The organism is Micromonospora cathayae (assembly GCF_028993575.1).
Classification (GTDB): Bacteria; Actinomycetota; Actinomycetes; order Mycobacteriales; family Micromonosporaceae; genus Micromonospora; species Micromonospora cathayae.
The window spans coordinates 4,631,615-4,657,531 of the sequence record NZ_CP118615.1 but is presented as its reverse complement, the minus strand read 5'-3'; the positions used below and the strand labels follow the sequence as shown (position 1 = coordinate 4,657,531).

The 25,917-nt window shown below is 71.4% G+C and carries 17 protein-coding genes; 5 read left to right on the top strand and 12 right to left on the bottom strand.

The annotated features are described in order from the left end of the window. Positions 1-77 precede the first annotated feature (77 nt). On the bottom strand, positions 78-1,277 hold the full coding sequence (locus PVK37_RS20910) for a S8 family peptidase (protein WP_275029280.1): 1,200 nt from the start codon (positions 1,275-1,277) through the stop codon (positions 78-80). 448 nt (positions 1,278-1,725) lie between these two features. Here PVK37_RS20910 and PVK37_RS20905 point away from each other — a divergent pair, with 448 nt between their 5' ends. The 3 genes from PVK37_RS20905 to PVK37_RS20895 all read left to right on the top strand — a co-directional run bounded on the left by PVK37_RS20905 (position 1,726) and on the right by PVK37_RS20895 (position 6,628). Next, on the top strand, positions 1,726-3,114 hold the full coding sequence (locus tag PVK37_RS20905) for a glycoside hydrolase family 43 protein (RefSeq protein ID WP_275029279.1): 1,389 nt from the start codon (positions 1,726-1,728) through the stop codon (positions 3,112-3,114). Between the two features lie 115 nt (positions 3,115-3,229). After that, positions 3,230-5,971: a beta-L-arabinofuranosidase domain-containing protein gene (locus PVK37_RS20900; protein WP_275029277.1), complete on the top strand. Its 2,742-nt coding sequence runs from the start codon at positions 3,230-3,232 to the stop codon at positions 5,969-5,971. Positions 5,972-6,439: 468 nt separating this feature from the next. After that, positions 6,440-6,628 carry a cellulose binding domain-containing protein gene (locus PVK37_RS20895; protein WP_423790827.1) on the top strand — a complete coding sequence of 63 codons (189 nt, stop codon included), beginning with the start codon at positions 6,440-6,442 and terminating at the stop codon, positions 6,626-6,628. 251 nt (positions 6,629-6,879) lie between these two features. On the opposite strand, the gene PVK37_RS20890 is transcribed toward PVK37_RS20895, so the two are convergent. Together PVK37_RS20890 and PVK37_RS20885 are read right to left on the bottom strand one after the other, a co-directional pair. After that, on the bottom strand, positions 6,880-7,869 hold the full coding sequence (locus PVK37_RS20890; RefSeq protein WP_275035187.1) for a LacI family DNA-binding transcriptional regulator: 990 nt from the start codon (positions 7,867-7,869) through the stop codon (positions 6,880-6,882). 324 nt (positions 7,870-8,193) lie between these two features. Further along, positions 8,194-10,299 (bottom strand): family 43 glycosylhydrolase, encoded by a 2,106-nt coding sequence (locus PVK37_RS20885; protein WP_275029276.1) that lies wholly within the window; start codon positions 10,297-10,299, stop codon positions 8,194-8,196. A gap of 725 nt (positions 10,300-11,024) precedes the next feature. On the opposite strand from PVK37_RS20885, the gene PVK37_RS20880 reads away from it, so the two are divergent. Then, complete coding sequence (locus PVK37_RS20880; protein WP_275035186.1) at positions 11,025-12,638, top strand: glycoside hydrolase family 27 protein; 1,614 nt, start codon at positions 11,025-11,027, stop codon at positions 12,636-12,638. A gap of 68 nt (positions 12,639-12,706) precedes the next feature. On the opposite strand, the gene PVK37_RS20875 is transcribed toward PVK37_RS20880, so the two are convergent. The 4 genes from PVK37_RS20875 to PVK37_RS20860 all read right to left on the bottom strand — a co-directional run bounded on the left by PVK37_RS20875 (position 12,707) and on the right by PVK37_RS20860 (position 18,799). After that, positions 12,707-15,553 (bottom strand): glycosyl hydrolase family 95 catalytic domain-containing protein, encoded by a 2,847-nt coding sequence (locus PVK37_RS20875; protein ID WP_275029275.1) that lies wholly within the window; start codon positions 15,551-15,553, stop codon positions 12,707-12,709. A 461-nt stretch (positions 15,554-16,014) separates the two neighbouring features. Further along, entirely contained in the window at positions 16,015-16,776 is a 762-nt protein-coding gene (locus PVK37_RS20870; protein WP_275029274.1) for an SDR family oxidoreductase, read from the bottom strand. Further along, the gene (locus PVK37_RS20865; RefSeq protein WP_275029273.1) at positions 16,773-17,798 is read right to left on the bottom strand and encodes a zinc-dependent alcohol dehydrogenase; all 1,026 of its coding nucleotides are present in this window, start codon (positions 17,796-17,798) and stop codon (positions 16,773-16,775) included. Before PVK37_RS20865 ends, PVK37_RS20870 begins: the two co-directional genes overlap by 4 nt. After that, positions 17,795-18,799, bottom strand: a complete 1,005-nt coding sequence (locus tag PVK37_RS20860; protein WP_275029272.1) for an aldo/keto reductase — start codon at positions 18,797-18,799, stop codon at positions 17,795-17,797. Before PVK37_RS20860 ends, PVK37_RS20865 begins: the two co-directional genes overlap by 4 nt. A gap of 192 nt (positions 18,800-18,991) precedes the next feature. On the opposite strand from PVK37_RS20860, the gene PVK37_RS20855 reads away from it, so the two are divergent. Continuing rightward, a complete protein-coding gene (locus PVK37_RS20855; RefSeq protein ID WP_275029270.1) occupies positions 18,992-19,723 on the top strand; it encodes a FadR/GntR family transcriptional regulator in 732 nt (243 codons plus the stop codon). Positions 19,724-19,755: 32 nt separating this feature from the next. On the opposite strand, the gene PVK37_RS20850 is transcribed toward PVK37_RS20855, so the two are convergent. The 5 genes from PVK37_RS20850 to PVK37_RS20830 form a co-directional block, all read right to left on the bottom strand. Then, complete coding sequence (locus PVK37_RS20850) at positions 19,756-20,637, bottom strand: amidohydrolase family protein (protein WP_275029269.1); 882 nt, start codon at positions 20,635-20,637, stop codon at positions 19,756-19,758. 96 nt (positions 20,638-20,733) lie between these two features. Next, positions 20,734-22,077, bottom strand: coding sequence for an L-fuconate dehydratase (locus PVK37_RS20845; protein ID WP_275029268.1), 1,344 nt, complete (start codon positions 22,075-22,077; stop codon positions 20,734-20,736). A gap of 162 nt (positions 22,078-22,239) precedes the next feature. After that, positions 22,240-23,199 (bottom strand): ABC transporter permease, encoded by a 960-nt coding sequence (locus PVK37_RS20840; protein ID WP_275029267.1) that lies wholly within the window; start codon positions 23,197-23,199, stop codon positions 22,240-22,242. A gap of 70 nt (positions 23,200-23,269) precedes the next feature. Further along, complete coding sequence (locus tag PVK37_RS20835) at positions 23,270-24,811, bottom strand: sugar ABC transporter ATP-binding protein (protein ID WP_275029266.1); 1,542 nt, start codon at positions 24,809-24,811, stop codon at positions 23,270-23,272. Next, positions 24,808-25,869, bottom strand: coding sequence for a sugar ABC transporter substrate-binding protein (locus tag PVK37_RS20830; RefSeq protein WP_275029264.1), 1,062 nt, complete (start codon positions 25,867-25,869; stop codon positions 24,808-24,810). The genes PVK37_RS20835 and PVK37_RS20830 overlap by 4 nt, the downstream gene beginning before the upstream one ends. Positions 25,870-25,917: the final 48 nt, after the last annotated feature.

Sequence of the window (25,917 nt, the reverse complement as noted above, 5' to 3'; positions counted from 1 at the left end):
TGACCGGCACCTAGGGTGCCGGTCACGCCCCGAGCCCCGCCCGCGCCGGGGAAGGACGGCGCGGGCGGGATGGCCGGTCAGCCGAGGTAGAGGAGCCGGTTCGGGGAACCGGCGCCCGGGTTCACGACCAGGTTCGGGGTCGCCGCGGCGATGATCGCGGCGTTGACCGCCGCCGGACCGGCCGACGGGTTGCCCTGGAGGTGGTTCGCGGCGACCCCGGCGACGTGCGGCGCGGAGAACGAGGTGCCGCTGCCGGTGTAGGTGGCGCTGTCGCTGGTGCGCCAACCGGCGGTGATCGACACTCCCGGGGCGAAGAGGTCCAGTACCGTGCCGTAGTTGGACCAGCTCGCGCGGGTGTCGGTGCGGTCGGTGGCACCGACGGTCAGCGCCTCGGTGACCCGTGCCGGGGAGGTGTTGTTCGCCGGGACGCCCGAGTTGCCGGCCGCGATGGTGTAGGTGATGCCGGCGTTGATCGAGCGGCGGACCGCCGCGTCGAGCGTGGTGCTGGCACCGCCACCGAGGCTCAGGTTGGCCACGGCGGGCCGGGTCGCGTTCGCGGTGACCCAGTCGATGCCGGCGATCACCCCGGCGGTGGTGCCGGAGCCGCTGTTGTCGAGCACCCGCACGCCGACCACGGTCGCGTTCTTCGCCACCCCGTACGCGGTGCCGGCCGCGACCGACGCGACGAAGGTGCCGTGCCCGTTGCCGTCGTCGGCGTTGCTGTCGTTGTCGACCGCGTCGTAGCCGCTCACGGCGCGGCCCCCGAAGTCCTGGTGGGTCACCCGGACGCCGGTGTCGATCACGTAGATGCGGACCCCGGCGCTGGGGCCGTAGGTGAAGGAACCGTTCAGCGGCAGGTTCCGCTGGTCGATCCGGTCGAGTCCCCACGAGGGCGGGTTGACCTGGGTGGCCAGCGCGTGCACCCGCTGGTCCTGCTCCACGTAGGCGACCGCCGGGTCGGCCGCCAGGCGGCGGGCGGCGCGCTCGGTGAGGGTCGCCGCGTACCCGTTGACGGTCCGCTCGAAGACCCGCTCGACGCTGCCGCCGTAGCGGGCGGCGAGTCCGGCCGCCCGGGAACGGTCGGCCCGCTGGCCGTCCTTGAGGACGACGAGGTAGCTGCCCTCGACGGCGTACGCGCTGTCGGCGCCCCGGACGGTACCGGTGGCCGGGTTCGCCGCGGCCGGGGAGACCCCGACGGTGGCGACCAACGCACCGGCGAGCGTGGCGACGCCGAGCGCGCCCAGCCGACGACGGGTGACCTGGTGGTTGAGCCTCACGGGCTACTCCCTCCTGAGCCGGCCGGCGGCGCCGGCCGGTCTCCCCGCCGACCGTCCAGTGCGGACGGTCCGGACGGGAAGTGGTTGTGGTGCGCCGGTTTCTGGCGCACCACCCACGCTAGGAAGCAGTCTTGTATTGACGGTTGCCGCTACATCAGGGCCTTGTTATCGGGTTGTTCCGGCGGCAACACACGACACCGCCGCCAACCCGGGGGCAATGTCTTGCGGACCTGCGACCCGACGGCTATGTTAGCGATAACATCGATACGGGAGCATGAACTAGCGAGCGGCCCCCCGTCCCCGGCCGATCGCGGTCGCGCGCCGACCGGCGTGCCCGTGGACAGCACCCGATGCCGTTCCGCAGGCACCGCCGGACGGATCCCGCGCGAGGGCCCACCCCCGTCCGGCACTCCCGGATCCCCCACCACCGTCAGGAAAGGTCGTCACCATGGCCCTGAGCCGACGAGCGTTCACCCTCGGCATGGTCGCCTCCGCCGGACTCACCGCCTCCGGCCTGGCGCTGCGCCCCGGCCCCGCCTCCGCCGCCACGTACACCGCGTACGTCATGACCTACTTCACCGAGAGCCCGAACTTCCAGGGCGCGGACTACGGCCTGCACGTCGCGGTCAGCCGGGACGGCCTCAACTGGACGCCGCTGAACCAGAACAACCCGGTGGTCACCCCCACCGCCGGCCAGCAGGGCCTGCGCGACCCGTTCGTGTACCGCAAGCAGGACGGCACCTTCGTGGTCGTCGCCACCGACCTCAAGGGCACGAACTTCGGCACCAACAGTCAGTACCTGCACGTGTGGGACTCGACCAACCTCCAGTCCTTCACCGGATACCGCCGCATCCAGATGCACACGCTGAACGCGCACACCTGGGCGCCGACCGTGTTCTGGGACGCCTCGCGCGGCCAGTACGCGATCGTCTACTCCTGCAACAACGGCGGCGACATCCTGCAGGTCAACTACACGTCGGACTTCCGCACCGTCAGCGCGCCGCAGCAGTTCTTCAAGCCCAACCACGGCGTCCTCGACGGTGACGTCGTCGTCGACGGCGGCGTCTACTACCTGTACTACAAGAACCTCGCGGACGGGAGACTGTACGGCGCGCGGTCCACCACGGGCGCGCCGAACAGCTTCACCACGTACACCAGCGGGCTGATCCAGGGCACCGCGATCGAGGCACCGCTGCTGCTCAAGCGCAACGACGGCAGCGGCTGGTGGCTGTGGGGCGACTCGTTCGGCCCGGTCAACGCCGACTACTACATCTGGGGCACCGGCAACGTCACCACCAACTCGTGGTCGGCGCTCAACCAGCGCGACTACACCCCGCCGCTGAACGCCAAGCACGGCTCGATCCTCGGCATCACCGACGCCGAGTACAACGGCCTGGTCAGCCGGTGGGGCGCCCCGAACTGGGTCCGCCTGAAGTCGTCCAACCTCCCCGACTACGTCGTGCGGCACAGCAACGGCGCGGTACGGCTCGACCCGTACCCGTTCGACCCGTACCAGGACCAGATGTGGCGGATGGTGCCCGGCCTCGCCGACCCGGCCGGAGTGTCGTTCGAGTCGGTGAACCGGCCCGGTAGCTACCTGCGGCACAGCGGCTACGTGGCGCGGCTCGACCCCAACGACAACACCTCGGGTTTCCGCGCCGACGCCACCTTCCACCGCACCGCCGGGCTCGCCGACTCGTCGTGGTCGTCGTTCCGCTCGTACAACTTCCCCGACCGGTACCTGCGGCACAGCGGCTACGTCCTGCGCATCGACCCGCTCAGCGCGGGCTCCAGCGCCGCCGACCGGCAGGACGCCACCTTCCGCGTCACCCCGTAACCGCCGCCACCGGCACCACGCCGGCGGCACCGCACCCGCTCCGCCACCGTCGTGACGTGACCGGTCACGACGGTGACTGGTTTCCACCACCGACCATCACCACAGGGAGGCCACCGTGCCGTTTCCCCAGCTCAGCCGCCGTCACCTGTTGCAGGCCGCCGGCGCCGTCACCGTCGCGTCGGCGGTCGGACCCGCGATCGCCGGTTCCCCCGCGCAGGCCGCTCTCGCCCCGGTCCGCCCGGACCTGGGCGTCTCCGCGTACCCGTTCGAACTCGGCCAGGTCCGGCTCACCACGAGCCGGTGGCTCGACAACCAGAACCGGACCCTGAACTACCTGCGCTTCGTCGACGTCAACCGGATGCTCTACAACTTCCGGGCCAACCACCGGCTGTCCACCAACGGCGCCGCGGCCAACGGTGGCTGGGACGCCCCGAACTTCCCCTTCCGTACCCACATGCAGGGGCACTTCCTGACCGCGTGGGCGCAGATGTGGGCGGTGCTCGGTGACACCACCTGCCGGGACAAGGCCAACCAGATGGTCGCCGAGCTGGCCAAGTGCCAGGCCAACAACGCCGCCGCCGGTTTCAACACCGGTTACCTCTCCGGTTTCCCCGAGTCCGACTTCACCGCGCTGGAAGCGCGTACGTTGACCAACGGCAACGTGCCCTACTACGTCATCCACAAGACCATGGCCGGGCTGCTCGACGTGTGGCGGTACATCGGCAACAACCAGGCCCGGGACGTGCTCCTGGCGCTCGCCGGCTGGGTCGACTGGCGGACCGGCCGGCTCACCTCCAGCCAGATGCAGGCCATGCTGGGCACCGAGTTCGGCGGCATGAACGCCGTACTGACCGACATCTACCAGCAGACCGGCGACGCCCGCTGGCTGACCGCCGCCCAGCGGTTCGACCACGCCGCCGTGTTCAACCCCCTGGCCGCCAATCAGGACCAGCTCAACGGGCTGCACGCCAACACCCAGGTGCCCAAGTGGATCGGCGCGGCCCGGGAGTTCAAGGCCACCGGCACCACCCGGTACCGGGACATCGCGTCGAACGCCTGGAACTTCACCGTCAACGACCACACCTACGCCATCGGCGGCAACAGCCAGGCGGAGCACTTCCGGCCCCCGGACGCGATCGCCGGATACCTGCGCAACGACACCTGCGAGCACTGCAACACGTACAACATGCTCAAGCTGACCCGGGAGCTGTGGGTGCTCGACCCGAACCGGGCGGCGTACTTCGACTTCTACGAGCGGGCCCTGCTCAACCACATCATCGGGGCGCAGAACCCGGCGGACAGCCACGGGCACATCACCTACTTCACCCCGCTGAACCCGGGCGGCCGCCGGGGTGTCGGGCCGGCCTGGGGCGGCGGCACCTGGAGCACCGACTACAACTCCTTCTGGTGCTGCCAGGGCACCGGTGTGGAGGTCAACACGGCCCTGATGGACTCCATCTACTTCCACAACGGCAACACGCTGACCGTGAACCTGTACCTGCCGTCGGTGCTGAACTGGTCGCAGCGCGGGATCACCGTCACCCAGACCACCAGCTTCCCGGTCAGCGACACCAGCACGCTCACCGTGACCGGCAGCGTCAGCGGATCGTGGACCATGCGGCTGCGCATCCCGGCCTGGACCAGCGGGGCGACGGTCAGCGTCAACGGCGTGGCGCAGGACGTCGCCGCCGCGCCCGGCACGTACGCGTCGCTCACCCGGTCCTGGTCCTCCGGCGACACGGTCACCGTGCGGCTGCCGATGCGGGTCGTGGTGGAACCGGCGAACGACAACCCGAACGTGGTGGCCGTCGCCTACGGCCCGGTGGTGCTGTCCGGCAACTACGGCAACACCACCCTCAGCGCGCTGCCGGCATTGGCCACCTCCTCGGTCACCCGGACCGGCAGCACCTCGCTGGCCTTCACCGCCACCGCCAACGGGGCCACCGTCAACCTCGGCCCCTTCTACGACGCCCACGGGCACAACTACACCGTCTACTGGAGCGCCAGCGGGCAGACCGGCGGCGGCAACGCCAGCTTCCGGCTGGTCAACGCGGCCAGCGGGCTGGTGCTGGGCATCCAGAACATGTCCACCGCCGACGGCGGCCGGGCGTTGCAGTGGGGCGACACCGGCACCGCCGACCACGACTGGGAACTGATCGTCGACGGCGCGGCGGTCCGGTTCCGCAACGTCAACAGCGGCAAGGTGCTCGGCGTGGAGAACATGTCCACCGCCGACAACGCCGCCGTGCTCCAGTGGGCCGACAACGGCACCGCCGACCACCGGTGGACGGTCACCGACGTCGGCGACGGCTCCCACAAGATCCGCAACGCCAACAGCAGCAAGCTGCTCGGCATCCTCAACGGTTCCACCGCGCAGGGCGCGCAGGCGGTGCAGGACCCGGACAACGGGACGCCGGACAACCAGTGGCGGTTCGTCCCCAACGGGGCCCGGCGGATCCAGAACCTGGCCAGCGGCCTCGTGCTCGGCGTACAGAACATGTCCACCACCGACGGCGGGCTGGTGGTCCAGTGGGGTGACACCGGCACGGCCGACCACCTCTGGACCGCCGTCGTCGACTCCGGGGGCTACCTGCGGCTGCGCAACACGCACAGCAGCAAGGTGCTCGGGGTGGAGAACGGCAGCAGCGCCGCCGGCGCCCGGGTGGTGCAGTGGGCCGACAACGGCGCCAGCGACCACCGCTGGCGGCTGCGGTACGGCCGCAACGGCTACTTCCGCATCCAGTGCGCCAACGGCGGCCGGGTCCTCGGCGTCACCGGCGGTTCCACCGCCCAGGGCGCCCAGGTCGTCATCGCCGACGACAGCGGCGCGAACGACACGCTCTGGCGGTTTATCTGACCGACCGGAACGGACGGGCCGGGGCGACCACGCCCCGGCCCGTCCGTTCTTGAGGATGTTATCGATAACATGCTACGTTTCGGCGAGAGCGAAGGGCACGCTCTCGCGAGGCCGCCGGACGATTGCGGGGCCGGGATCACGTCCCCCTCGGCGGCCTGTCCGGGCCGATCCGTGAGGCACCTTCCCCTCACCGGGGAGAACTCCGCTTCGACGGCACGCAGCATGATCCAGCTTCCCGGCAGCGCGCTGTCCGGGGAGGGATCCGACCACCGCATCCACCACACCAGCACGGTGTGCCGGAGCGGTGCGTGCCCGGTTCGCCCCTGGTCGCACCGGTTATTCCGGCACCGCCCAAGGGAGGCACGCTCATGCAACCCCCGTCCCGCGTCCGGGCCTGGGCCCGGCTCGCGTTGGTGCCGATGTTGGCCACCAGCGCGATCGCCGCCGTCACGGTGGCCACCGCCCCCAGTGCCAGCGCCGGCACGACCCTCGGCGGTCACCGGTGCCTGGAGCGCCCAGGCGAGCGGCACCTCCGGCACGGTGAACTTCGGCAACGTCGACTACAACGGCCAGCTCTCCGCCGGGGCCAGCACCGAGTTCGGCTTCCAGGGCACCGGGGTCGGCCCGTCCGGTACCCCCGCCTGCACGGCGAGCTGAACGACCGGGCGTCCGCCCGGCCAGGTCCGGCCCGGGACAACCCCGGGTCGGACCGGCACGTGGAGGTGGGGCGACACGGCGGGCACCGGGCCGGCGGTCCGGGCACGGCGCCGCGGCAGCCCAACGGCCGGAGGCGCTAGGGCAGGCCAGCGGCCGGATGATGCGGTGGCGGGTCAGCGCTCGGATGGCGCGGCGGCAGGCCAGCGGCCGGAGGCGCTAGGGCAGCTCGGCGGCCGGGGCGCTACGGCGGGTCAGCGGCGGGGTGGCGCGGCGACACTGCGGCGGGCGACCAGGGTCGGCGCGATGGTCCGACGCAACGCACCGCCGCTGTCCGACTCGATCTGGGTCAGCAGCATCTCCAGGCTCGCCCGGGCCACCGCGGCGAAATCCGGCCGGACCGTGGTCAGCGGCGGAATGAAGTACGCGGCCTCCGGCACGTCGTCGAAGCCGACGACGCTGATGTCGTCCGGCACCCGTCGGCCGTGCTCGTACAGGGCGCGCAGCACCCCGAGGGCGAGGTGGTCGTTGGCGGTGAAGACCGCCGTGACCTCGGGCATCCGGGCGAGCATCTGCCCGCACCGGTACCCGGCCGCCGAGGACCAGTCCGCCGGCACCACGGGTGGGATCTCCGCTCCCGCCGCGAGCAACGCCTCCCGCCACCCCTCGATGCGGCCGGCGCTGTCGAACCAGTCCGGCGGGCCGGACACGTGCCAGACCGTACGGTGGCCCGCGTCGAGCAGGTGCGCGGTGGCGGCCCGGGCGCCGGCGGCCTGGTCGACGGTGACCAGCGGCACCGGTCGGCGCGGGTCGCCGTCGATGGTCACCAGCGGTACGTCCTTCGGGAGGCGCTCCAGGGCCGCCCCGGCCGACTCGACCGGCGCGATGACGACCACCCCGGCGACCCGGTGCGCCAGGTGCCGCTCGACCGCCGCGGAGATCGACCGGTGGTCCAGGTCACGGACACTGCCCACGCTGACGGCGAAGCCGGCCTCGGCGGCGGCCTGTTCGAGGGCGGCGAGGAGGGAGGCCGGACCGTACAGCGTGGTGCTCTGGGTGACCACCCCGATCACCTGGGACCGGCCGGTGACCAGCGCGCGGGCCGCCCGGTTCGGGCGGTAGCCGAGCTCGGCGATGGCCGCCTGCACCCGCAGCCGGGTCTGCTCGCGCACGTTGGGATGCCCGTTCAGCACCCGTGACACGGTCTGATGGGAGACTCCGGCCAGCCGGGCCACGTCCGTCATGGCAGGATCGCGTACGGCCATCTCACTCTCCCCCGCATGCCCTTCGGTCGCCGCGGCCCGTCGACGATGACCGGAGCGGCCTGGCTACGATCCTCTCCCGCGGCTCCCCCACCACCCGTCCCGACCGGGAGGATGGATCAGCGCCAGGTGACGCACAGTCTACGCGAGGGACCGTCCCCGTTGCGGGGAGGTGCCACCGGCCGGGGTCGCGGCCGACGGCCTGTCCCACGCGGGCCGGAGCACGCGGAACAGGCCGTCTACCCGGGATGGGGTGCGGTGGGGACCGGTGCCCCACCGCACCCACACCGGTGGTGGTGAGTCAGGTCACGGCGTGGTGAGTTCGAAACGCCGTACGGTGACCGAGCCGCCCAGGGCCTGGGTGGCGTAGTTGAACATGCCGAACCGGTAGCCCATGAAGAACTGCCAGTTGCTGTCGAGGGTCAGGGCGTTGCCCAGGGAGACGAAGGTGACCCCGTCGGTGCTGTACGAGAACCGGGCCTGCCGGCCGGAGCCGGGCCTGATGTCGGCGTTGGCCCGCAACCAGATCCGGCCGCCGGAGACGGCCGCGCTGGCGATCTCGGTGCCGGTGCCGGTGGTGTTCCAACTGCCGTCCATGGTCAGCCCGTTGGTCATCACCACCCGGGTGGTGCCGTTGTCCCGTCTGACGCCGATCCAGGCCGAGGAGTTACGGAGCACCGCCAGCCCGGCGCGGTCGCCGTCGCGCATCGTCGAGTAGTCCAGTTCGATGGTGCCGGTCGAGGACGGCCCCTGGATCCGGTGGGTCAGCGTGTTGCGGGCCCGGTAGAGGTCGTTGGTGACCGTGGCGGCCTGCAACCGCAGCCCGTTGTTCACCGAGTACCGGGTGGTGTCCGGGTTGTGGTTCCACTCGTACTGCGGGCCGAGGGTGGTGCCGGCGAAGGTGTCGGCGCCGGTCAGCGGCTTCACCGCGCGCGGCGGAGCGGGCAGGTTCGGCTTCGGGTAGGTGGTGCCCCAGGCGCCGTTGACCGTCTGCACCTGCGGCCAGCCGTCGCCGGTCCAGGTGATCGGGGCCAGGGCCGGCATCCGGCCACCGGGGTACGCGTCCACGAAGGCCATGTAGTACCAGTCGCCGTTCTGGGTCTGCACGAGGCCGCCCTGGTGGGGTACCCCACCGCCGGAGATCGGGCCGGGCATGTTCAGCAGCACCTGGCGCATCTCGTACGGGCCCCACGGGTTGTTCGCCTTCAGCACGTACTGGCCGTTGGCCGGGCGGGTCAGCCAGATGTAGTAGCTGCCGTTGCGCTTGTAGAAGCGCGCGCCCTCCAGGGTGCCGACGTTCGACGGCGTCTGGAACACCTGCTGCGCCCGCACCTGGGTCTTCCCGTCGGCGGACAGCTGGGCCACGCTGATCGTGCCGTTGCCGTACGCGACGTACATGGTGTCGTTGTCGTCGATCAGCATGCCGGCGTCGTAGTAGCAGTTGTTGATCTGGGCGTGCTGGTTCCACTGCCCGTCCACGGCCGCGGCCGTGTAGATGTAGGTCCGGGCGAAGTCGATGCAGCCGGCCCAGTAGTACGTCCGGTTGCTGGGCCGGTAGTTGAGCGTGGACGCCCAGATCCCGTTGACGTAGGCCTTCTGCCCGTTGGTCAGGTCGTACTTGGTGCCGAATTCCAGCTTCGGTACCGCATGCCCGGCGAACTCCCAGTTCACCAGGTCGTACGAGCGCAGGATCGGCGCGCCCGGCGAGTAGTGCATCGTCGACGCCGTCATGTAGTAGACGTTGTCGACCCGGATGACCTCGACGTCGGCGAAGTCCTGCCAGACCACCGGGTTGGTGTAGGTGCCGCCGCTGGGCGGCGGGGTGGTGGGGGTGGTGCCGCCGTCGACCCGGACGAACTGCCACTGCTGGTTGGTGCCGCCCCAGTCGTCGTACTGGACGATGTTGGCGCCGTCGGCGGTGGAGGCGTTCTGTACCTCCAGGGCCTTGTTGCTGTTGCGGTTGATCAGGCGGACGTGCCCGCCGTCGGAGTCGGCGAGCCGCCACTGCTGGTTGGTGCCGTTAGTGTCGGTCCACTGGTTGACCGCCGCGCCGTTGGCCGTCGACGCGGCGTTGACGTCCAGGACCTTGCCGGAGTGCCGGGACTTGACCCGGTAGTAGCCGCCCCCGGAGTCCACGAACTGCCACTGCTGCTGGTTACCGTTGTTCCGCGTCCACTGCGTGATCCGACCACCGTCGGCCGTGGACAGGTTGTACACGTCGAGAGCCTTGCCGCTGTTGCGGTTCACCAGCACGTACCACGCGTTGGTGTCGACCGTCGCGGCGGCGGCCGGCGACGTGTTCACCGCGACGAGCGTGCCGCCCACCAGCAGCGCCACCGCTGCGGCGGCGACCCGCGTCCACCAGCCGCGCCGCCGTGGCACGGCGCGTGATACCCCATCCAAGGCCACCATGATCCTCCTTTGCGAGACAAGAGCCGGAGAGCCGCCCGGAGGGCAGCCGCCAGGAACACGAAGAGCGAAACGTTGCCCGGTGATGGGATCGCTAACATCACGCTCCCCTGCCCCAGGGAGCGTGCCGCCCCCAGCGAGGGGACGGGACGGGCGGGGACCGACCAGCCGCAGGTACCGACCGCCCCATATCGACTGTGAACGATAACAAGCTCTTAGTCAAGTCGTAACACGCCGGCCGGCGGACCTGCCCCGACCACGCCCGACGGGGACCCGGACCCTACCCGTCCCGGGCCTGGTGAGCGCTCACACGGGCGATCGCGCGGGGATCGGACAGCCTCCGCTGACACGGCGCTTTCCTTTACATCGATGAATGTCAGCGATAACATTCCTGACATCATCGCGCCACCTGGGCACAGCCGTCGGAGCTGGTTCACCGCAGGGCTACGACCGGGCCGGCCCACCGGCCCGCGACCGGCTGACGGTCGACGCGATCGGCGAGCCGGCCGGCGCGTCGGGCCACGCGGCCCGGCCGTCGGCCCGTCGGTTCCCGCAGCCATCCCGGGTGCGGGCGGGTCGCGCGGCCCCGGCATCCGGCCGCGCGACCCGGACGGCGGCGCAGCGCACACCCCGACAACCACCAGGGCCGGTCGACGGCGGCCGGCCGGGTGCCGTGGTCCCCGAGGAGGATCCCAGTGCGTACCACAAGAAGATGGCTGCTGGCCGTCATGAGTGTCCTGGCGGTGACGCTCACGTCGGCCGTCGTCGACGGAATCGTGTCGCCCCGCCCGGCCCAGGCGTTGAACAACGGCGTGGGCCGTACCCCACCGATGGGGTGGAACAGCTGGAACACGTTCGGCTGCAACATCAACGAGACGTTGATCAAGCAGATGGCCGACGCCATCGTCAACTCCGGCATGCGCGACCTGGGCTACAAGTACGTGGTGGTCGACGACTGCTGGATGAACTCGACGCGGGACGCGCAGGGCAACCTCCAGGCCAACCCCAGCCGGTTCCCCAGCGGCATGAAGGCCCTCGGTGACTACCTGCACGCCAAGGGCCTGCTGTTCGGCATCTACCAGGCGCCGCTGGACAAGACCTGCGCCCAGTACTTCAACTCGTACCCGGGGGCGACCGGCGCGCTCGGCCACGAGGCCCAGGACGCCCGCCAGTTCGCCGCCTGGGGCGTGGACTACCTGAAGTACGACTGGTGCTCGCCCACCGGGACGATCAACGAGCAGGTGTCGCGGTTCGCCCTGATGCGCGACGCCCTCGCGGCCACCGGCCGGCCGATCCTCTACAGCATCAACTCGAACAGCATCCACGAGAAGACCGGCCCGATGCGCAACTGGGGCGACGTGGCCCACATCTGGCGCACCACCGAGGACATCACCAACACCTGGGACTCGGGCCAGACCAACGGCTACCCGATGGGCATCCAGAACATCGTCAACGTCAACGTGCCGCTGGCCCACTACGCCGCACCGGGATCGTTCAACGACCCGGACATGATGGAGGTCGGCAACGGTGGCATGACCGACACCGAGATGCGTTCGCACTTCTCGCTCTGGACGATCATGGCGGCCCCGCTGATCGCCGGCAACGACATCCGCTCGATGTCCTCGGCCACCCAGACCATCCTGAAGAACGCGAACCTCATCGCGATCAACCAGGACACCCTGGGGCTCCAGGCCGTCCAGGTCTCCAACGACGGCACCCGACGCGTCCTGGCCAAGCGCCTGGCCAACGGGGACGTCGCGGTGGCCCTGTTCAACCAGGGCAGCAGCACCACCACGGTCTCCACCACGGCGGCGGCGATCGGTAAGAGCGGCAGCTCGTTCACCCTCCTCGACGCGTGGACCAACGCCACCTCCACCACCACCGGGGCTATCTCCGCCAGCGTGCCGGCGCACGGCACGGTGGTGTACCGGGTCAGCGGCGGCGGGACGGTCACCCCGCCGACCACGTTCCGGCTGCGCAGCGAGTCCAGCGGTCGGTGCCTGGACGTCGACAACGCCGGCACCGCCAACGGCACCGGCACCCTGATCTGGGACTGCCACAGCAACGCCAACCAGCAGTTCACCCAGAACGGCCAGACCCTCCAGGTCCTCGGCAAGTGCCTGGACGTCCCCACCACCGCCACCGCCGGCACCCGGGTGCAGATCTGGGACTGCAACGGCGGCAACCAGCAGCAGTGGACGTTCAACGGCAACGGCACCATCAGCAACGTCCGCTTCCCGAACCTCTGCCTCGACGTCAACAACGGTGGCACCACCAACGGCACCACCGTCCTCCTCTGGAACTGCCACGGCGGCACCAACCAGCGGTGGACCCGGGCCTGACCCGGTACGCGGCACGGACGCGCCACCCGCGCTGAGCGCGGGTGGCGCGTTCCCGCGTCGGGCGGCCGTCACACGGTGGTGACGGTCCACTGGTTGTTGGGGCTGGTGTTCGGCGCCCACAGGCAGACCGCGGAGCCGGCGGTGGTGCTGCCCATGCCGTCCAGGGCGGTGCCGGTGCCCCGGTTGACGATCTGGTACCGACCGCCGCCGGCGTCGGCGAGACGCCACTGCTGGTTGTTGCCGCCGCTCCAGGCGGCCTGGCGGACGTTGGCCCCGTTGGCGGTGTTGCCCCAGCTGTCCAGCACCATGCCGTTGGTGCGGTTGACGATGCGGTACCAGCCGCTCCCCACGTCGACCAGCTGCCACTGGAGGTTGTTGCTGCCGTCCCAGTTCCACTGCTTCAGGTTCGACCCGGAGGCGACGGTGCCGCCGCTGTCCAGGACCAGACCGGTGGCGGCGTTGCCGATCCGGACGTACCCGGCGGGTTGGGGGGTGACCGCGGCCGTCACCCGGTAGGTGCGGCCGGCCTGGGCGGGCAGGGCGATCACGTCGGTCTCCGGCTTGGTGACGGTGACGGCCGCGCCGCTGGTCGTGTCGACCACCTGGAAGGTGCCGGTGAACGCCCGGCCGCGCACGTTGACGGTGCCGGCCCGGTCGGCCCGGATCAGGATCTCGGTGGCCTGGCCGCTGCTCCAGGTCACCCCGACGGTGTAGCCGCCGCGGCCGCGCAGCCCCGACACCTGCCCGGCCGGCCAGGCGCTCGGCAGCGCCGGCAGGATGTGCAGCTCGCCTGCGTGGCTCTGCACCAGCATCTCGGCGATACCCGAGGTCGCGCCGAAGTTGCCGTCGATCTGGAACGGCGGGTGCAGGTCGAACATGTTCGGCGCCAGCCGGTCGGTCCGGACCAGGTCCCGGACCAGCTTGTGGGCCCGCGCGCCGTCCTCCAACCGGGCCCAGAAGTTGATCTTCCAGGCGAGGGACCAGCCGGTGCCGTCGTCCCCGCGCAGCTCGAGGGTGCGCTTGGCGGCCTCGAACAGCTGTGGGGTGCCACGCCGGGTGATCTGGTTGCTCGGGTGCAGGCCGTACAGGTGGGAGACGTGCCGGTGGGTCCGCTCCGGCTCCACCCAGTCGTAGAGCCACTCCATGACGTTGCCCCGGGAACCGACCTTCATCGGGGCCAGCCGCTGCCTGGTGGCCCGGACCTGGGTCCGGAAGTCGGCGTCCACGCCCAGGATCTCGCTGGCCCGGGCACAACCGTCGAACAGGTCCCGCAGGATCTGGTTGTCCATGGTCGGGCCGGCACAGACGCTGGCGTCCGGGTGGTGGCCCAGCTCCGGCGAGTTGGACGGGTTGGTGACCAGGTAGCCGAGGGTCGGCTCGGTGACCAGCGTGGCCAGGAAGAACTGGACCGCGCCCTTCATCGCCGGGTAGTACGTCCGCAGGAACTCGACGTCCCCGGTGAACAGGTAGTGGTCCCAGATCATCGTGGCCAGCCACGCGCCACCGGTCTGCCACATCCCCCAGAACGCGCCGTCCACCACGGAGGAGCCCCGCCAGGCGTCGGTGTTGTGGTGGGTGACCCAGCCCGGGGCGTTGTACTGCACCTGGGCGGTACGCGCGCCGGCCACCGCCAGGTCGCTGATCATGGCGAACACCGGCTGGTGGCACTCGGACAGGTTCGTCGTGTTGGCCGGCCAGTAGTTCATCGGCAGGTTGACGTTGACGGTGTACTTCGAGTCCCACGACGGGGTCATCGAGTCGTTCCAGATGCCCTGGAGGTTCGCCGGCTGGGTGCCCGGCCGGGACGAGGAGATCAGCAGGTACCGGCCGTACTGGAACAGCAGCGCGGAGAACTGCGGGTCGTTGACGGCGGCGTGCTGGGCGATCCGCACGTCGGTCGTCTGGTCGGCCGCCGAGGTGCGGCCGAGATCGATCGAGACCCGGTTGAACAGCGCCTGGTAGTCGGCCACGTGCCGGCTACGCAGGTCGTCCCAGCTCCGGGCCTGCGCGGCGTCCAGGTGCCGGCGGGCGATGCCCTGGTAGTCGCCGCCCACGTTGCGGTAGTTGACGTAGCTGGTGCCGATGGAGACCAGCACGGTCACGCTGGTGGCGCCGGTCACCCGCAGCGTCCCGGCGGAACTGCTGACGGTGCCGCCGTCGGCGACGACCCGGGCCAGCGCCAGGAACCGGACCTGGCCGGTGACGCCCTCCATGCTGCCGGAGGTGCCGTCCACGGCCACCGTCCGGCTGTCCGGGCTGGAGATCGTCGTACGCTGCGGGCTGTCGAAGACCGCCGAGAAACTGATCGAGCCGGCCCGGTCGGCGGTCAGCCGTACCGCGATCACCTGGTCCGGCGCGCTGGCGATCACCTCGCGCCGATACCGGACGCCGCCCGCGAGGTAGGTGACCGAGCAGGTGGCGGTGGCGAGGTCGAGCTGCCGGCGGTACTCCGACGCGGTGGCGCTGCCGAAGCTGATCCGGAGGTTCCCGACCGGCTGGTACGCCAGTTGACCGGCCGGGTTGCCGAGCATGTTCTGGTTGATCAGGTTCTGGGCCTGGGTCCACTGGTTGGCGAAGACCAGTCGCCGGATCTCCGCCAGCGCGCCCGCGCCCCGGGGGTTGCTGGATTCGTACGGGCCGCCGGCCCAGACGGTGTCCTCGTTGAGTTGCAGCCGCTCCTGGTCGACGTTGCCGAACACCATGGCGCCGAGGCGGCCGTTGCCGATCGGCAGGGCACGCAGCCAGTCCGTGCCGGCGGCTTCGTCGTACCAGAGCGCCAGGTCGTCGGCGGCGTTCACCTGCACCGGCGCGGCCGGGTCGGCCTGGGCGGCGGTCAGCAGCGGCACCGGCAGCAGGGCGCCTCCCGCGCCTGCTGCTCCGGCTTTGAGCACGTGCCGTCGGGTTACGTCTGGCATCGGGGGGCCTCCGTACGGGAGCGGATCGGTGGTGGGGGTGGAGGAAGCCGTACCCGGCGGTGCGGGTCACGTCCCGGTGGCCTGTTGCCGGCCGGCAGGAGGCCGGCGTCCGGGTACGTGCTGGTACGGCTGCGCCACGGCCCATCCCGGGCCCCCTTCCCGCCGCCCCCGGTCGGTACCGGAGCGGACGGCGGGTCGTCACCGGTGTCCGGCCGACGGCCGCAGAGCGGTGACACACTGCTCGCACCACGCCTGTTAACGCTCACAGTTGGTGGCGCGCGGAGCGAGGGGCCGGCACGGCGCACCCTGCACCAACGACGACCATCGATGTCAATGTTACCGATCACATCGCGATCGTCAAGAGATCGAAACGAACGGGTAATGCGACGGCCTGTCGATCACCCGCTACCCGTACGCCGACAACGTGCTCCGCGCGGCCACGACCCGCCGGACCCAGCCGGTCAGCGGGCGAGCCAGCCGCCGTCGACCGGGACGACCGCCCCGTGCACGTAGGCCGCCGCGTCGGAGGCGAGGAAGATGGTGACCCCGGCCAGGTCCTCCGGCCGACCCCAGCGTCCGGCCGGGATCCGCTCCAGGATCGCCCGGTTGCGCTCGGGTTGCTCCCGCAGCGCCCGGGTGTTGTCGGTGGCGATGTAACCGGGGGCGATCGCGTTGACGTTGACCCCCCGCCCGGCCCACTCGTTCGCCAGCGCCCGGGTCAGACCGGCGATCCCGGACTTGGCGGCGGCGTAACCGGGGACCGTGACACCCCCCTGGAAACTCAACATCGACGCGGTGAAGATGATCTTCCCGGCGCCCCGGGCCAGCATGTCCCGGCCCACCTCGCGGGAGAGCACGAACTGGGCCGACAGATTGACCTCCAGCACGTGGTCCCAGTCCGGGTCGGCGTGCTCGGCCGCCGGCGCCCGGCGGATCGTGCCGGCGTTGTTGACCAGGATGTCCACCGGCCGTTCCCGCCCGCGCAGCCAGGCCGCCAGCTCGCCGACGGCGGCCCGGTCGGACAGGTCCGCCCGGTAGGGCACGAACGCCCGGCCGTGCGCCGCCACCCGCTCGGCGATGACGCTGCCCTCCTCCTCCAGCGACGCGCTCACCCCGATGACGTCCGCGCCCGCCGAGGCGAGCGCCTCGGCCATGGCCAGGCCGATGCCGCGCCGGCAGCCGGTCACCACGGCCAGCCGGCCGGTCAGGTCGAACGGGTTCACGCCACTCCCCCACAGTCCACGAGCACCTTGACGTCACCGCCGGCCTCCAGCGCCCGGAAGGCCGACGCCGCGTCCTCCAACGGCACCACCCGGGAGATCAGCCGCCCGGCGGGCACCAGCCCGTCGCGTACCAGCCGGATCGCCTCGACGTAGTCGTCGTGCTGGTAGACCCGGACGCCGACCAGCTCCAACTCACGCCAGAAGACCCGGTGCAGGTCGACCTCGCGCGGGACGGGATGGATGGCCACCACGACCAGCCGACCCCGCACGGCGAGCAGGTCGGTGGCGGTGCGCACCCCGGCGGCCGAACCGGACACCTCGAACACCACTTCGGCCCCCGCCCCGGCGGTCCACTCCTGGACGTACCCGGCGACGTCCTCCGCCGCCGGGTCCACGGTGGGCAGACCCAGCTCGGCGGCGACCGCGCGGCGGTGCGGGTCGAGTTCCAGCACGGTCACCGCCGCACCGGTCGTCTGGGCGACCTTCCCGATGAGCAGGCCGACCGGGCCGGCGCCGATGACGACCGCGTGCTCCCCGGCGGTGAGCCGGGAGCGCCGCACGTCGTGCACGGCCACCGCGGTCGGTTCGATCAGCGCGGCGTGGTCGAGGGGCAGGCCCTCGGGGAGCGGCACGACGATCTTGGCCGGCACCGTCCAGGAACGCTGCATCGAACCGGTGGAGTCGATGCCGACGAAGGTGAGCCGGTGACAGATGTGGGCGTTGCCGCCACGGCAGGCGGGACACTCACCGCACCAGTCCAGCGGCATGACGGTCACCGGTTCGCCGACCCGCAGACCCTCGACGTCCGGGCCGACCTCGGCGATCCGGCCGGACATCTCGTGCCCGATCACCGCCGGCACGCGTACCCGGTGGTCCATCGCGCCGTGCGCGATGTGCAGGTCGGTGCCGCAGATGCCGGTGTAGGCGACGTCGATGCGGACCTGGCCCGGCCCCGGCGGCACCGGTTCGGTGTCCTCGACGACGAACGTACGGTCGCCCACGTAGTGTGCGCTGCGGGTCACGTGCTCTCCTCGGTCAGGTGCCGGCCCTCGCGCGTCGGAGACCGCCGGTGGTCGGCGTCGGGCCCGGCGGGGACGGCGTTCTCCGGACGGCCGCTCGGCCAGGTGTGGTTGAGTACCGGCGCGACCAGCTTCTCCAGGTCGTGCCGGAGTTCGGGGTCCACCGGGGTCAGCGCCCAGGCCACGTTCCGGGCCATGTTCTCCGGGCTCGCCGAGCCGACGAAGGTGGTGGCGAACCCGGCCGGTTCGACGGCGAAGCGGAGCGCGACCTGCGCGATGTCCACTCCCCGGTCGGCACAGAGCCGGGCCGCCGCGGCGGCGGCCTCCCGTACCGGCGGTGGGGCCGGATGCCAGGCGGGCGCGCCGCGCCGGGACAGCAGCCCCATGGCCAGCGGCGACGCGTTCATCACGCCGACGCCCCGGGTGGTGAACTCGGGCAGGGCGGCCTCGAGGGCCCGGTCGAGGAGCGTGTAGCGGCAGTACGACAGCACGGTGTCGACCGGTACCGCCGCCGCGACCCGGACCAGGGCCGGCAGCGGGTAGCCGGTGATCCCGAGGAAGCGGACCTTGCCCGCCGCCCGGAGCCGGTCCAACGCGGGCAGGGTCTCGTGGATGATCTGGTCCAGGTCACCGAACTCGATGTCGTGGCACTGGACGAGGTCGAGGTGGTCGGTGCCGAGCCGGGTCAGGCTCTCCTCGACGCTGGCCGTGACCCGGGCGGCGGAGAAGTCGAAGTCGGCCTCACCGTACCGGCCGACCTTGCTGGCCAGGACGTAGCTGTCCCGGTCCACGCCGCGCAGGGCCCGGCCGAGCACCGTCTCGGCGACGGTGGCACCGTAGTAGGGGGACACGTCGACGATGTTGACGCCGAGGTCGAACGCCGTGCGTACCGCCCGGATGCCGGTCTCCTCGTCGACCTGGCCGAACACCCCACCGAGCGGGGAGGCGCCGTAACCGAGCAACGAGACGTCGAGGCCGGTGCGGCCCAGTGGGCGGTACTGCATGCGATCCCACGCCTTTCCACCGCGCCGGGTGAACGGTGCGGTCCGGGTGTGCCGGGCGGCGGCCCGGGTCGTTGAGCGTCGTTTCCGCCGGAGGGTACACCTTGACGACGGCAAACATCTGATGTCTTTATAGTGGAGTGTGTTGCCGGTGTCCAGGGGCGACGGGTACCGGATGGGTTCGAAGGGGGCCAGGTGGCACTGACCGACGAGGCGATCGCAAAGATCCGGGGCATGATCCAGAGCGGGGAGCTGCCGCCCGGGACACGGCTGCCGCCCGAGCACCAGCTCGCCGCGCAGATCGGCCTGTCCCGCAGCGGCGTCCGGGAGGCGGTGAAGGTCCTCGAGTCGGCCCGGGTGCTCGACGTACGCCGGGGCGACGGCACCTACGTCACCAGCCTGGCCCCCCGGTTGCTGCTGGAGGGCCTCGGTGTCGCCGTGGAGCTGCTGCGCGACGACACCCTGCTCGAGGTGATGGAGGTACGTCGCATGCTGGAGCCGGTGGCGACCGGCACGGCGGCCCTGCGCATGTCCGAACAGGACCTCGACGAACTCGCCCGGATCCTGGAGGACATGCGCGGGGCGGCCGACGACGCCGAGAAGCTCGTCCGGTTCGACGCCGAGTTCCACCGCACGGTCATCGCGGCCACCGGGAACGAGACCCTCGCCTCGCTGCTGGACGGGCTGTCCAGCCGCACCCTGCGGGCCCGGGTGTGGCGTGGGCTGATCGAGGGCAACTCGGCGCACACGACGATCGAGGAGCACCACGCGATCTATCTCGCGCTGCGCTCGCGCGACCAGCTCCTCGCCCAGGCCAGCGCGCTGATGCACGTCAACACCTCCGAGGCCTGGCTGCGGACGGTGCTGGCCGCCCCGACGGCCGGGCGGCCCCGGGACGACGACCCGGACGCCGAGCCGGACCGCTAGGGCGACGCCGCCGCAGACCGGCCCGGCGACCGTCAGGCGACACCTGACCCGTCCGGCTGGCCGACCCGCCCGGCCAGCCGGTAGGCCCGGATCGCGGTGCCGGCGAAGATGTCCCGGCGCTCCGGCCCGGACAACGCGGGCAGGCACTCCGCCAGCGCCGCGCGGACCGCCCGGTAGTCCGCGACCAGGAGACACACCGGCCAGTCCGAACCGAACATCAGACGTCCGGCACCGAACTCCTCGACCGCCGCCGCGACGAACGGGCGCAGGGCGTCGGGCGTCCAGCCCGGCCCGGCCTCGGTGACCAGGCCGGAGAGCTTCGCGGTGACGTTGGGGTTGGCGGCCAGCTCGGCGAAGGGCCCACGCCACCGGCGCAGGCCCGCCTCCCCCTCGTCGATCCGGGGCTTGCCCAGGTGGTCGAGGACGAACCCGACGTCCGGCAACGCGCGGGCCGCCCGCGCCGCCGAGGCGAGCTGGTCGGCCCGGATCACCAGGTCGAACACCAGACCGGCGGCGCCGATCTCGGCCAGCCCACGCCGTACGTCGGGCCGGTCGAGGTAGTCCGGGTCGGATTCGCCCTGCACCTGCGCGCGGAGTCCGACCAGCAGCTCGCCGCCGCGCAGGCGACGGTACCGGGCGATGGTGGCGGCGACGTCGTCGGCCGCGACGTCGATCCAGGCCACCACCCCGGCGATCGCCGCCGTGTCGGCGGCCCAGCCGAGGAACTCGGCCGCCTCGTCGGGGTGGCAGCGACCACCCTCGACGAGCACGGTGGCGTCGACGGAGTTGGCCACGAGTTCGGCGTTCAGGTCGTCCGGGGTGAACGGCCGCCGGATCGCCGCCAGCCCGGGTTCGTCCAGCCAGCGGTAGCCGTGCTCCGGCCGCCACAGGTGATGGTGCGCGTCGATGATCATGTTGCCTCCGGAGGGGGTGCCGGGCCGGTCGCCGCCCGGCGGCCCAGGTTACGGGGACGGCGGGCGGCGACCGCTGGTGCCGGGTGTAAGGGCCGCTCAGGCCGCCGTCACCGGCTCGCCGGCGTCCGCGGTCGCCCCGGTCGGAGCGACCGTCCACTCCGGGCCGTCGGGGAACCGGTACGCGGTCAGCGACGCGGCGACGATCTCCGCGCTCATGCCCGGGGCGGTGGGCGCCAGGTACCGGCCGCCGCGCAGCCGCACCGGGTCCACGAAGTGCTCGTGCAGGTGGTCGACGTACTCGATGGCCCGGTCGTCGGTGCTGCCGCTGACCGCCACGAAGTCGAACATCGCCAGGTGCTGCACCAGTTCGCAGAGCCCCACCCCGCCGGCGTGCGGGCAGACCGGCACGCCGAACTTCGCGGCCAGCAGCAGGATCGCCAGGTTCTCGTTGACGCCACCGACCCGGCAGGCGTCGATCTGGACCACGTCCACCGCGCCGGCCTGGAGGAACTGCTTGAACATCACGGCGTTGTGCACGTGCTCGCCGGTGGCCACCCGGACCGGGGCGAGGGCCCGGCGGACGGCGGCGTGACCGAGCACGTCGTCCGGCGAGGTGGGCTCCTCGATCCAGTACGGGTCGAACGGGCTGAGCTGCCGCATCCAGTCGACCGCCTCCGGTACGCCCCAGATCTGGTTGGCGTCGACGGCGATCCGGACGTCCGGCCCGACGGCCTGCCGGGCGATGCCCATCCGGCGGACGTCGTCGGCGAGGTCGCCGCCGACCTTGAGCTTGATCAGGTCGTAGCCGGCGGCGACGGCCTCCACACAGAGCCGGGCCAGCTTCTCGTCGTCGTAACCGAGCCAGCCGGGCGTGGTGGTGTAGGCCGGGTAGCCCTCGGCCAGCAGCCGCCGTTCGCGGTCGGCCCGCCCGCCGGCGGCGGCCCGCAGCAGGCCCAGCGCCTCGTCCTCGGTGAGGGCGTCCCGCAGGTAGCGGAAGTCGATCTGGGCGACCAGCTGTTCCGGGGTGAGGTCCGCGAGCAGCTTCCACAACGGTTTGCCGGCCCGCCGGGCGGCGAGGTCCCACACGGCGTTGACCAGGCCGCCGGCCGCCATGTGCACCACGCCCTTCTCCGGGCCCAGCCAGCGGATCTGGCTGTCACCGACGAGCCGCCGGGCCAACGCGCCGGGGTCGGCGACGAGCTCGTCGACCGGTTGGCCGACGACCATCCCGGCGAGCGACCGCACCGCCGCGACCTGGATCTCGGTGCCCCGGCCGACGGTGAAGACGAGCCCGTGCCCCTCCTGCCCCGAGGTGGTGCGCAGCACGACGTAGGCGGCGGAGTAGTCGGGGAACGGGTTCATCGCGTCGGACCCGTCGCGGTGCCGGGACGTGGGGAACCGTACGTCGATGGTTTCCACGGACGAGATGCGTTCGGTCACCGGTGCTCCTCAAGGGTCATCCGCACCGCCGGCCGGGGCCGGCGGATCGTCGCGGGTGGGCGACGGCGGGATCGGTGCCGCCCGGACCGGGCGGCGTGGGATGGAGGGGGTCACGGCGGGCGACGGCCGGGGCGGACGGTCGGCCGCCCCGGTCGGTCCGCGTCATGTCTGCGCCTTGCCGCCGGTGATGCGGGAGACCACCAGGGCCACCAGGATGACCGCGCCGTTGAGGAAGTTGGTCCACTGGGCGGGCACCCCGGCCAGCGTCAACACGTTGATGATCATGAAAAGCAGGAGGACGCCGGTGAAGGCGCCGAAGACGCTCCCCTTGCCCCCGTTGAGGCTGACCCCACCGATGACCGCCGCCGCGAAGACCTGGAAGATGGCGCCGTCGCCCTGAGCGGCCGGTACCGCCGCGAGCCGACCGCTCATCAGCAGCCCGGCCAGCGCGGCGAGCATGCCGGCCACGACGAGACTGGTCCACAGGATCCGGTCGGTCCGGATCCCCGCGGCCCGGGCCGCGTCGACGTTGCCGCCGATGGCGTAGAGGGCCCGGCCGGGGCGGGTGAAGCCGAGCACCACGATGCCCACCGCGAACAGCAGCAGCGACACCCAGATGGACGCCGGCACGCCCACCCAGGAGGCCGAGCCCAGGTAGGTCATCGACTCCGGCAGGGCGAAGAACGTCTTGCCGCCCGAGATACCGGTGAGCAGACCGCGTAGCACGATGAGCATGCCCAGCGTGACGATGAACCCGTTGAGGCCGAACCGCACGATGAGCAGCCCGTTGAAGGCCCCGACGAGCGCACCCACCAGGAGCACCAGCGGAATCGCCAGGGCGTCCGGGAGCGCGTTCAAGCCGAGCCCGTGGGTGAGCGCCGGATCGATGATCAACCAGGCCGCGATCCCGGGCGCGAGCCCGAAGACGGACTCCAACGACAGGTCCATCTTGCCGGTGATCAACACGATGGTCTCGGCGAGCACCACGATGGAGATCTCCGACATGCTCTGCAGCACGTTGATGATGTTGTCGGAGCTGAGGAAGACCGGGTTGACGATCGCCCCGACGATCGCCACCGCGACGATCGCCGGCACCAGTGCCAGGTCACGCAGGCGCGCCACGACCAGCTTCCTCGGTGGTGGCGACGACGGCGGTGTCGTGGCCGCCGAAGCGGCGGTTGGGGAGAGTGTGTCAGACATGGTCGAGATCGACCCCTTCCATGGCGGCTACCAGATCGTTGTCGCTCCAGCCGTGGGCCACCTCGCGGACCACCCGCCCCTGGAACATCACCAGGACCCGGTCGCAGATACGCAGGTCGTCGAGTTCGTCGGAGACGACGAGCACGGCGGTGCCCTGGCTGCACACGTCGTCGACGACCCCGAGCAGGGTCTGCTTGGAACGCACGTCGACCCCGGCGGTCGGCGTGATGAGGACCAGCAGCTTCGGGTCGTTGGCCAGGGCGCGACCCATCACCACCTTCTGCTGGTTGCCTCCGGACAGGTCGGCGGCCGGCACGTGCGGGCCGGACGCCTTGATGGCGAGACCGGCGATGGTCCGCCGGGTCAGCGCGTCACGCCGGCCCGGCGAGATGAGTCCGTGCCGACCGACGCGGTGCGGCACGGTCATCGTGACGTTCTCCGCGATGGACAGCCCTGGCACCAGGCCCTCCCGGTGCCGGTCCTGGGGCACCAAGCCGACCCCGGCGTCGAGGGCGTCGGGCACGTTACCCGGACGCAGTACCCGACCGTCGAGGGTGACGGTGCCGGCGACCGGACGGGCCAGGCCGACGATCGCCTCGGCCACCTCCACCTTGCCGCTGCCGCCGCCGCCCGCGATACCGACGACCTCGCCGGCCCGCGCCTGGAGGGAGAACTCGGCGCCGGAGCGGGTCACCAGGTCCCGTACCGACAGCAGCACCGGCTGCCCCGTCAGCGCGGGACGGCGGACGTTCTCGGGCAGGCTGACGTCCTCGCCGGTCATCGCGCCGACCAGCGCCGACCGGCTGAGTTCGGCCACCGGGGCGGTGACGATGTGCCGGGCGTCCCGGAACACCGTCACCCGGTCGCAGATCTCGTAGATCTCCTGCAGGTGGTGGCTGATGAACAGGAACGTCACGCCCTGGGCCCGCAGGTCCCGGATCCGGGTGAAGAGCCGGCTGATCCCGGCGGCGTCGAGCTGGGCGGTCGGCTCGTCGAGGATGATGAAACGCGCGCCGAAGGAGAGCGCCCGGGCGATCTCGACGAACTGCCGCTGCTCCACCGAGAGCGTCGCGGCCGGTTGGCGTACGTCGACGTCGACCGACCAGGCGGCGAGCAGCTCCGCTGCCTGCCGACGTACCGCGTGCCACCTGATCAGACGGCCGGGGCCGCGGGCATGCCGGTTGAGGAAGAGGTTCTCCGCCACGGTCAACGTGGGGATGATGGTCGACTTCTGGTAGACGCAGGCCACCCGCTGCCGCCAGGCGTCCCGGTCGCCGAGTGCCGGTGCCGGCCGGCCGTCGAAGGCGACCGAGCCGCCGTCGGCCTCCTGGAGTCCGGTGAGGATGCTGACCAGGGTGGACTTGCCGGCACCGTTGCGCCCGACCAGGGCATGGGTCTCGCCGCGTCGCACCATGATGCCCGCCCCGTCGAGGGCCAGCGTGGAACCGAAGCGTTTGGTGATGTCCACGGCCTCGACGACGGGCCGGTCGGCGTCGTCCGGCCCGTCGGTCGTGCCGGGTGGGGCCACACTCATCCGGCGTTGCCCCACAGCGAGGCGTCGTCGTACTTCAGGGTCGGCTCGCCGCCGATGGTCGCACCGTCCAGGGTTACCAGCGGCGCGGCGAGCTGGTCCTCCAGCAGGCCGTCGCGGACCTGGATGATGGTGCTGTCGTGGTCGGTCGGGCCGGGCTGGAAGGTCGTGCCGTCGATCGCCGCCTTCGCGTAGAAGAGCCCGTACTTGGCGTACAGGTCGGCCGGCTGGCTGACGGTGGCGTCGATCAGGCCGTCCTTGATGTTCTTGAGCTCCTCCGGAATGCCGTCGTTGGAGACGATGAAGACGTGCCTCGGATCGGTCGGCGGGACCTGGAGGCCCTTCTGCTTCAGGATCTGGAGGGTGCCCGACAGCGCGAAGGAGGACTGCATGTAGATCCCCTTGACCTCGGGGTCCGACGCGAGGCGGGTCTGCAGTTTCTGCGCCGCGACGTCGCTCTTCCAGTCGGTGGCCTCACCGAAGACGGTGATGCCTGGGAAGTCCTTCTTCATGCACTCGTTGAACGCCTCGGTGCGGTCCCGTCCGTTGATCGAGTCGAGACCACCCTGGAGCATGACGACCTTGCCCTTGCCGCCGAGCTTCGTGCCGAGGAACTGGCAGGCCTTGGTGCCGTAGGCGCGGTTGTCGGCCCGCACCACCATGAAGACCCTGCCGCTGTCCGGCCGGGTGTCGATGGTGACGACCGGGATGTCCTTGTCCGCCAGCTGCTGGAGGGTCGGGGCGATGGCCGCGGTGTCCTGCGGGGCCATCACGACGCCCTTGACGCCCTGGCTGATGAAGGTCTGGGCGTTCGAGATCAGGTTGGCGATGTCGTTCTGCGAGTTGGTCGTCTTGAGCTCGACACCCGACTCCGTCGCGTACCGGGGCACGTACCTGATGTAGGAGTTCCAGAAGTCGGTGTCCGAACGTGGATAGTCGACGCCGACGAGCGGGGTGCCGCTGTCGCCGCCGGGTGCGGCCTCGTTTCCGCAGCCCGCTGCGGTCAGGGCCGCACCGAGCATGGTGGTCAGGGTCAGGCTCAGCAGAGCTTTCCGGTTCACCGCTGTCCCTTCGTGGTGGTGGTGGTGGACTGGACGACGCGCAGGTCG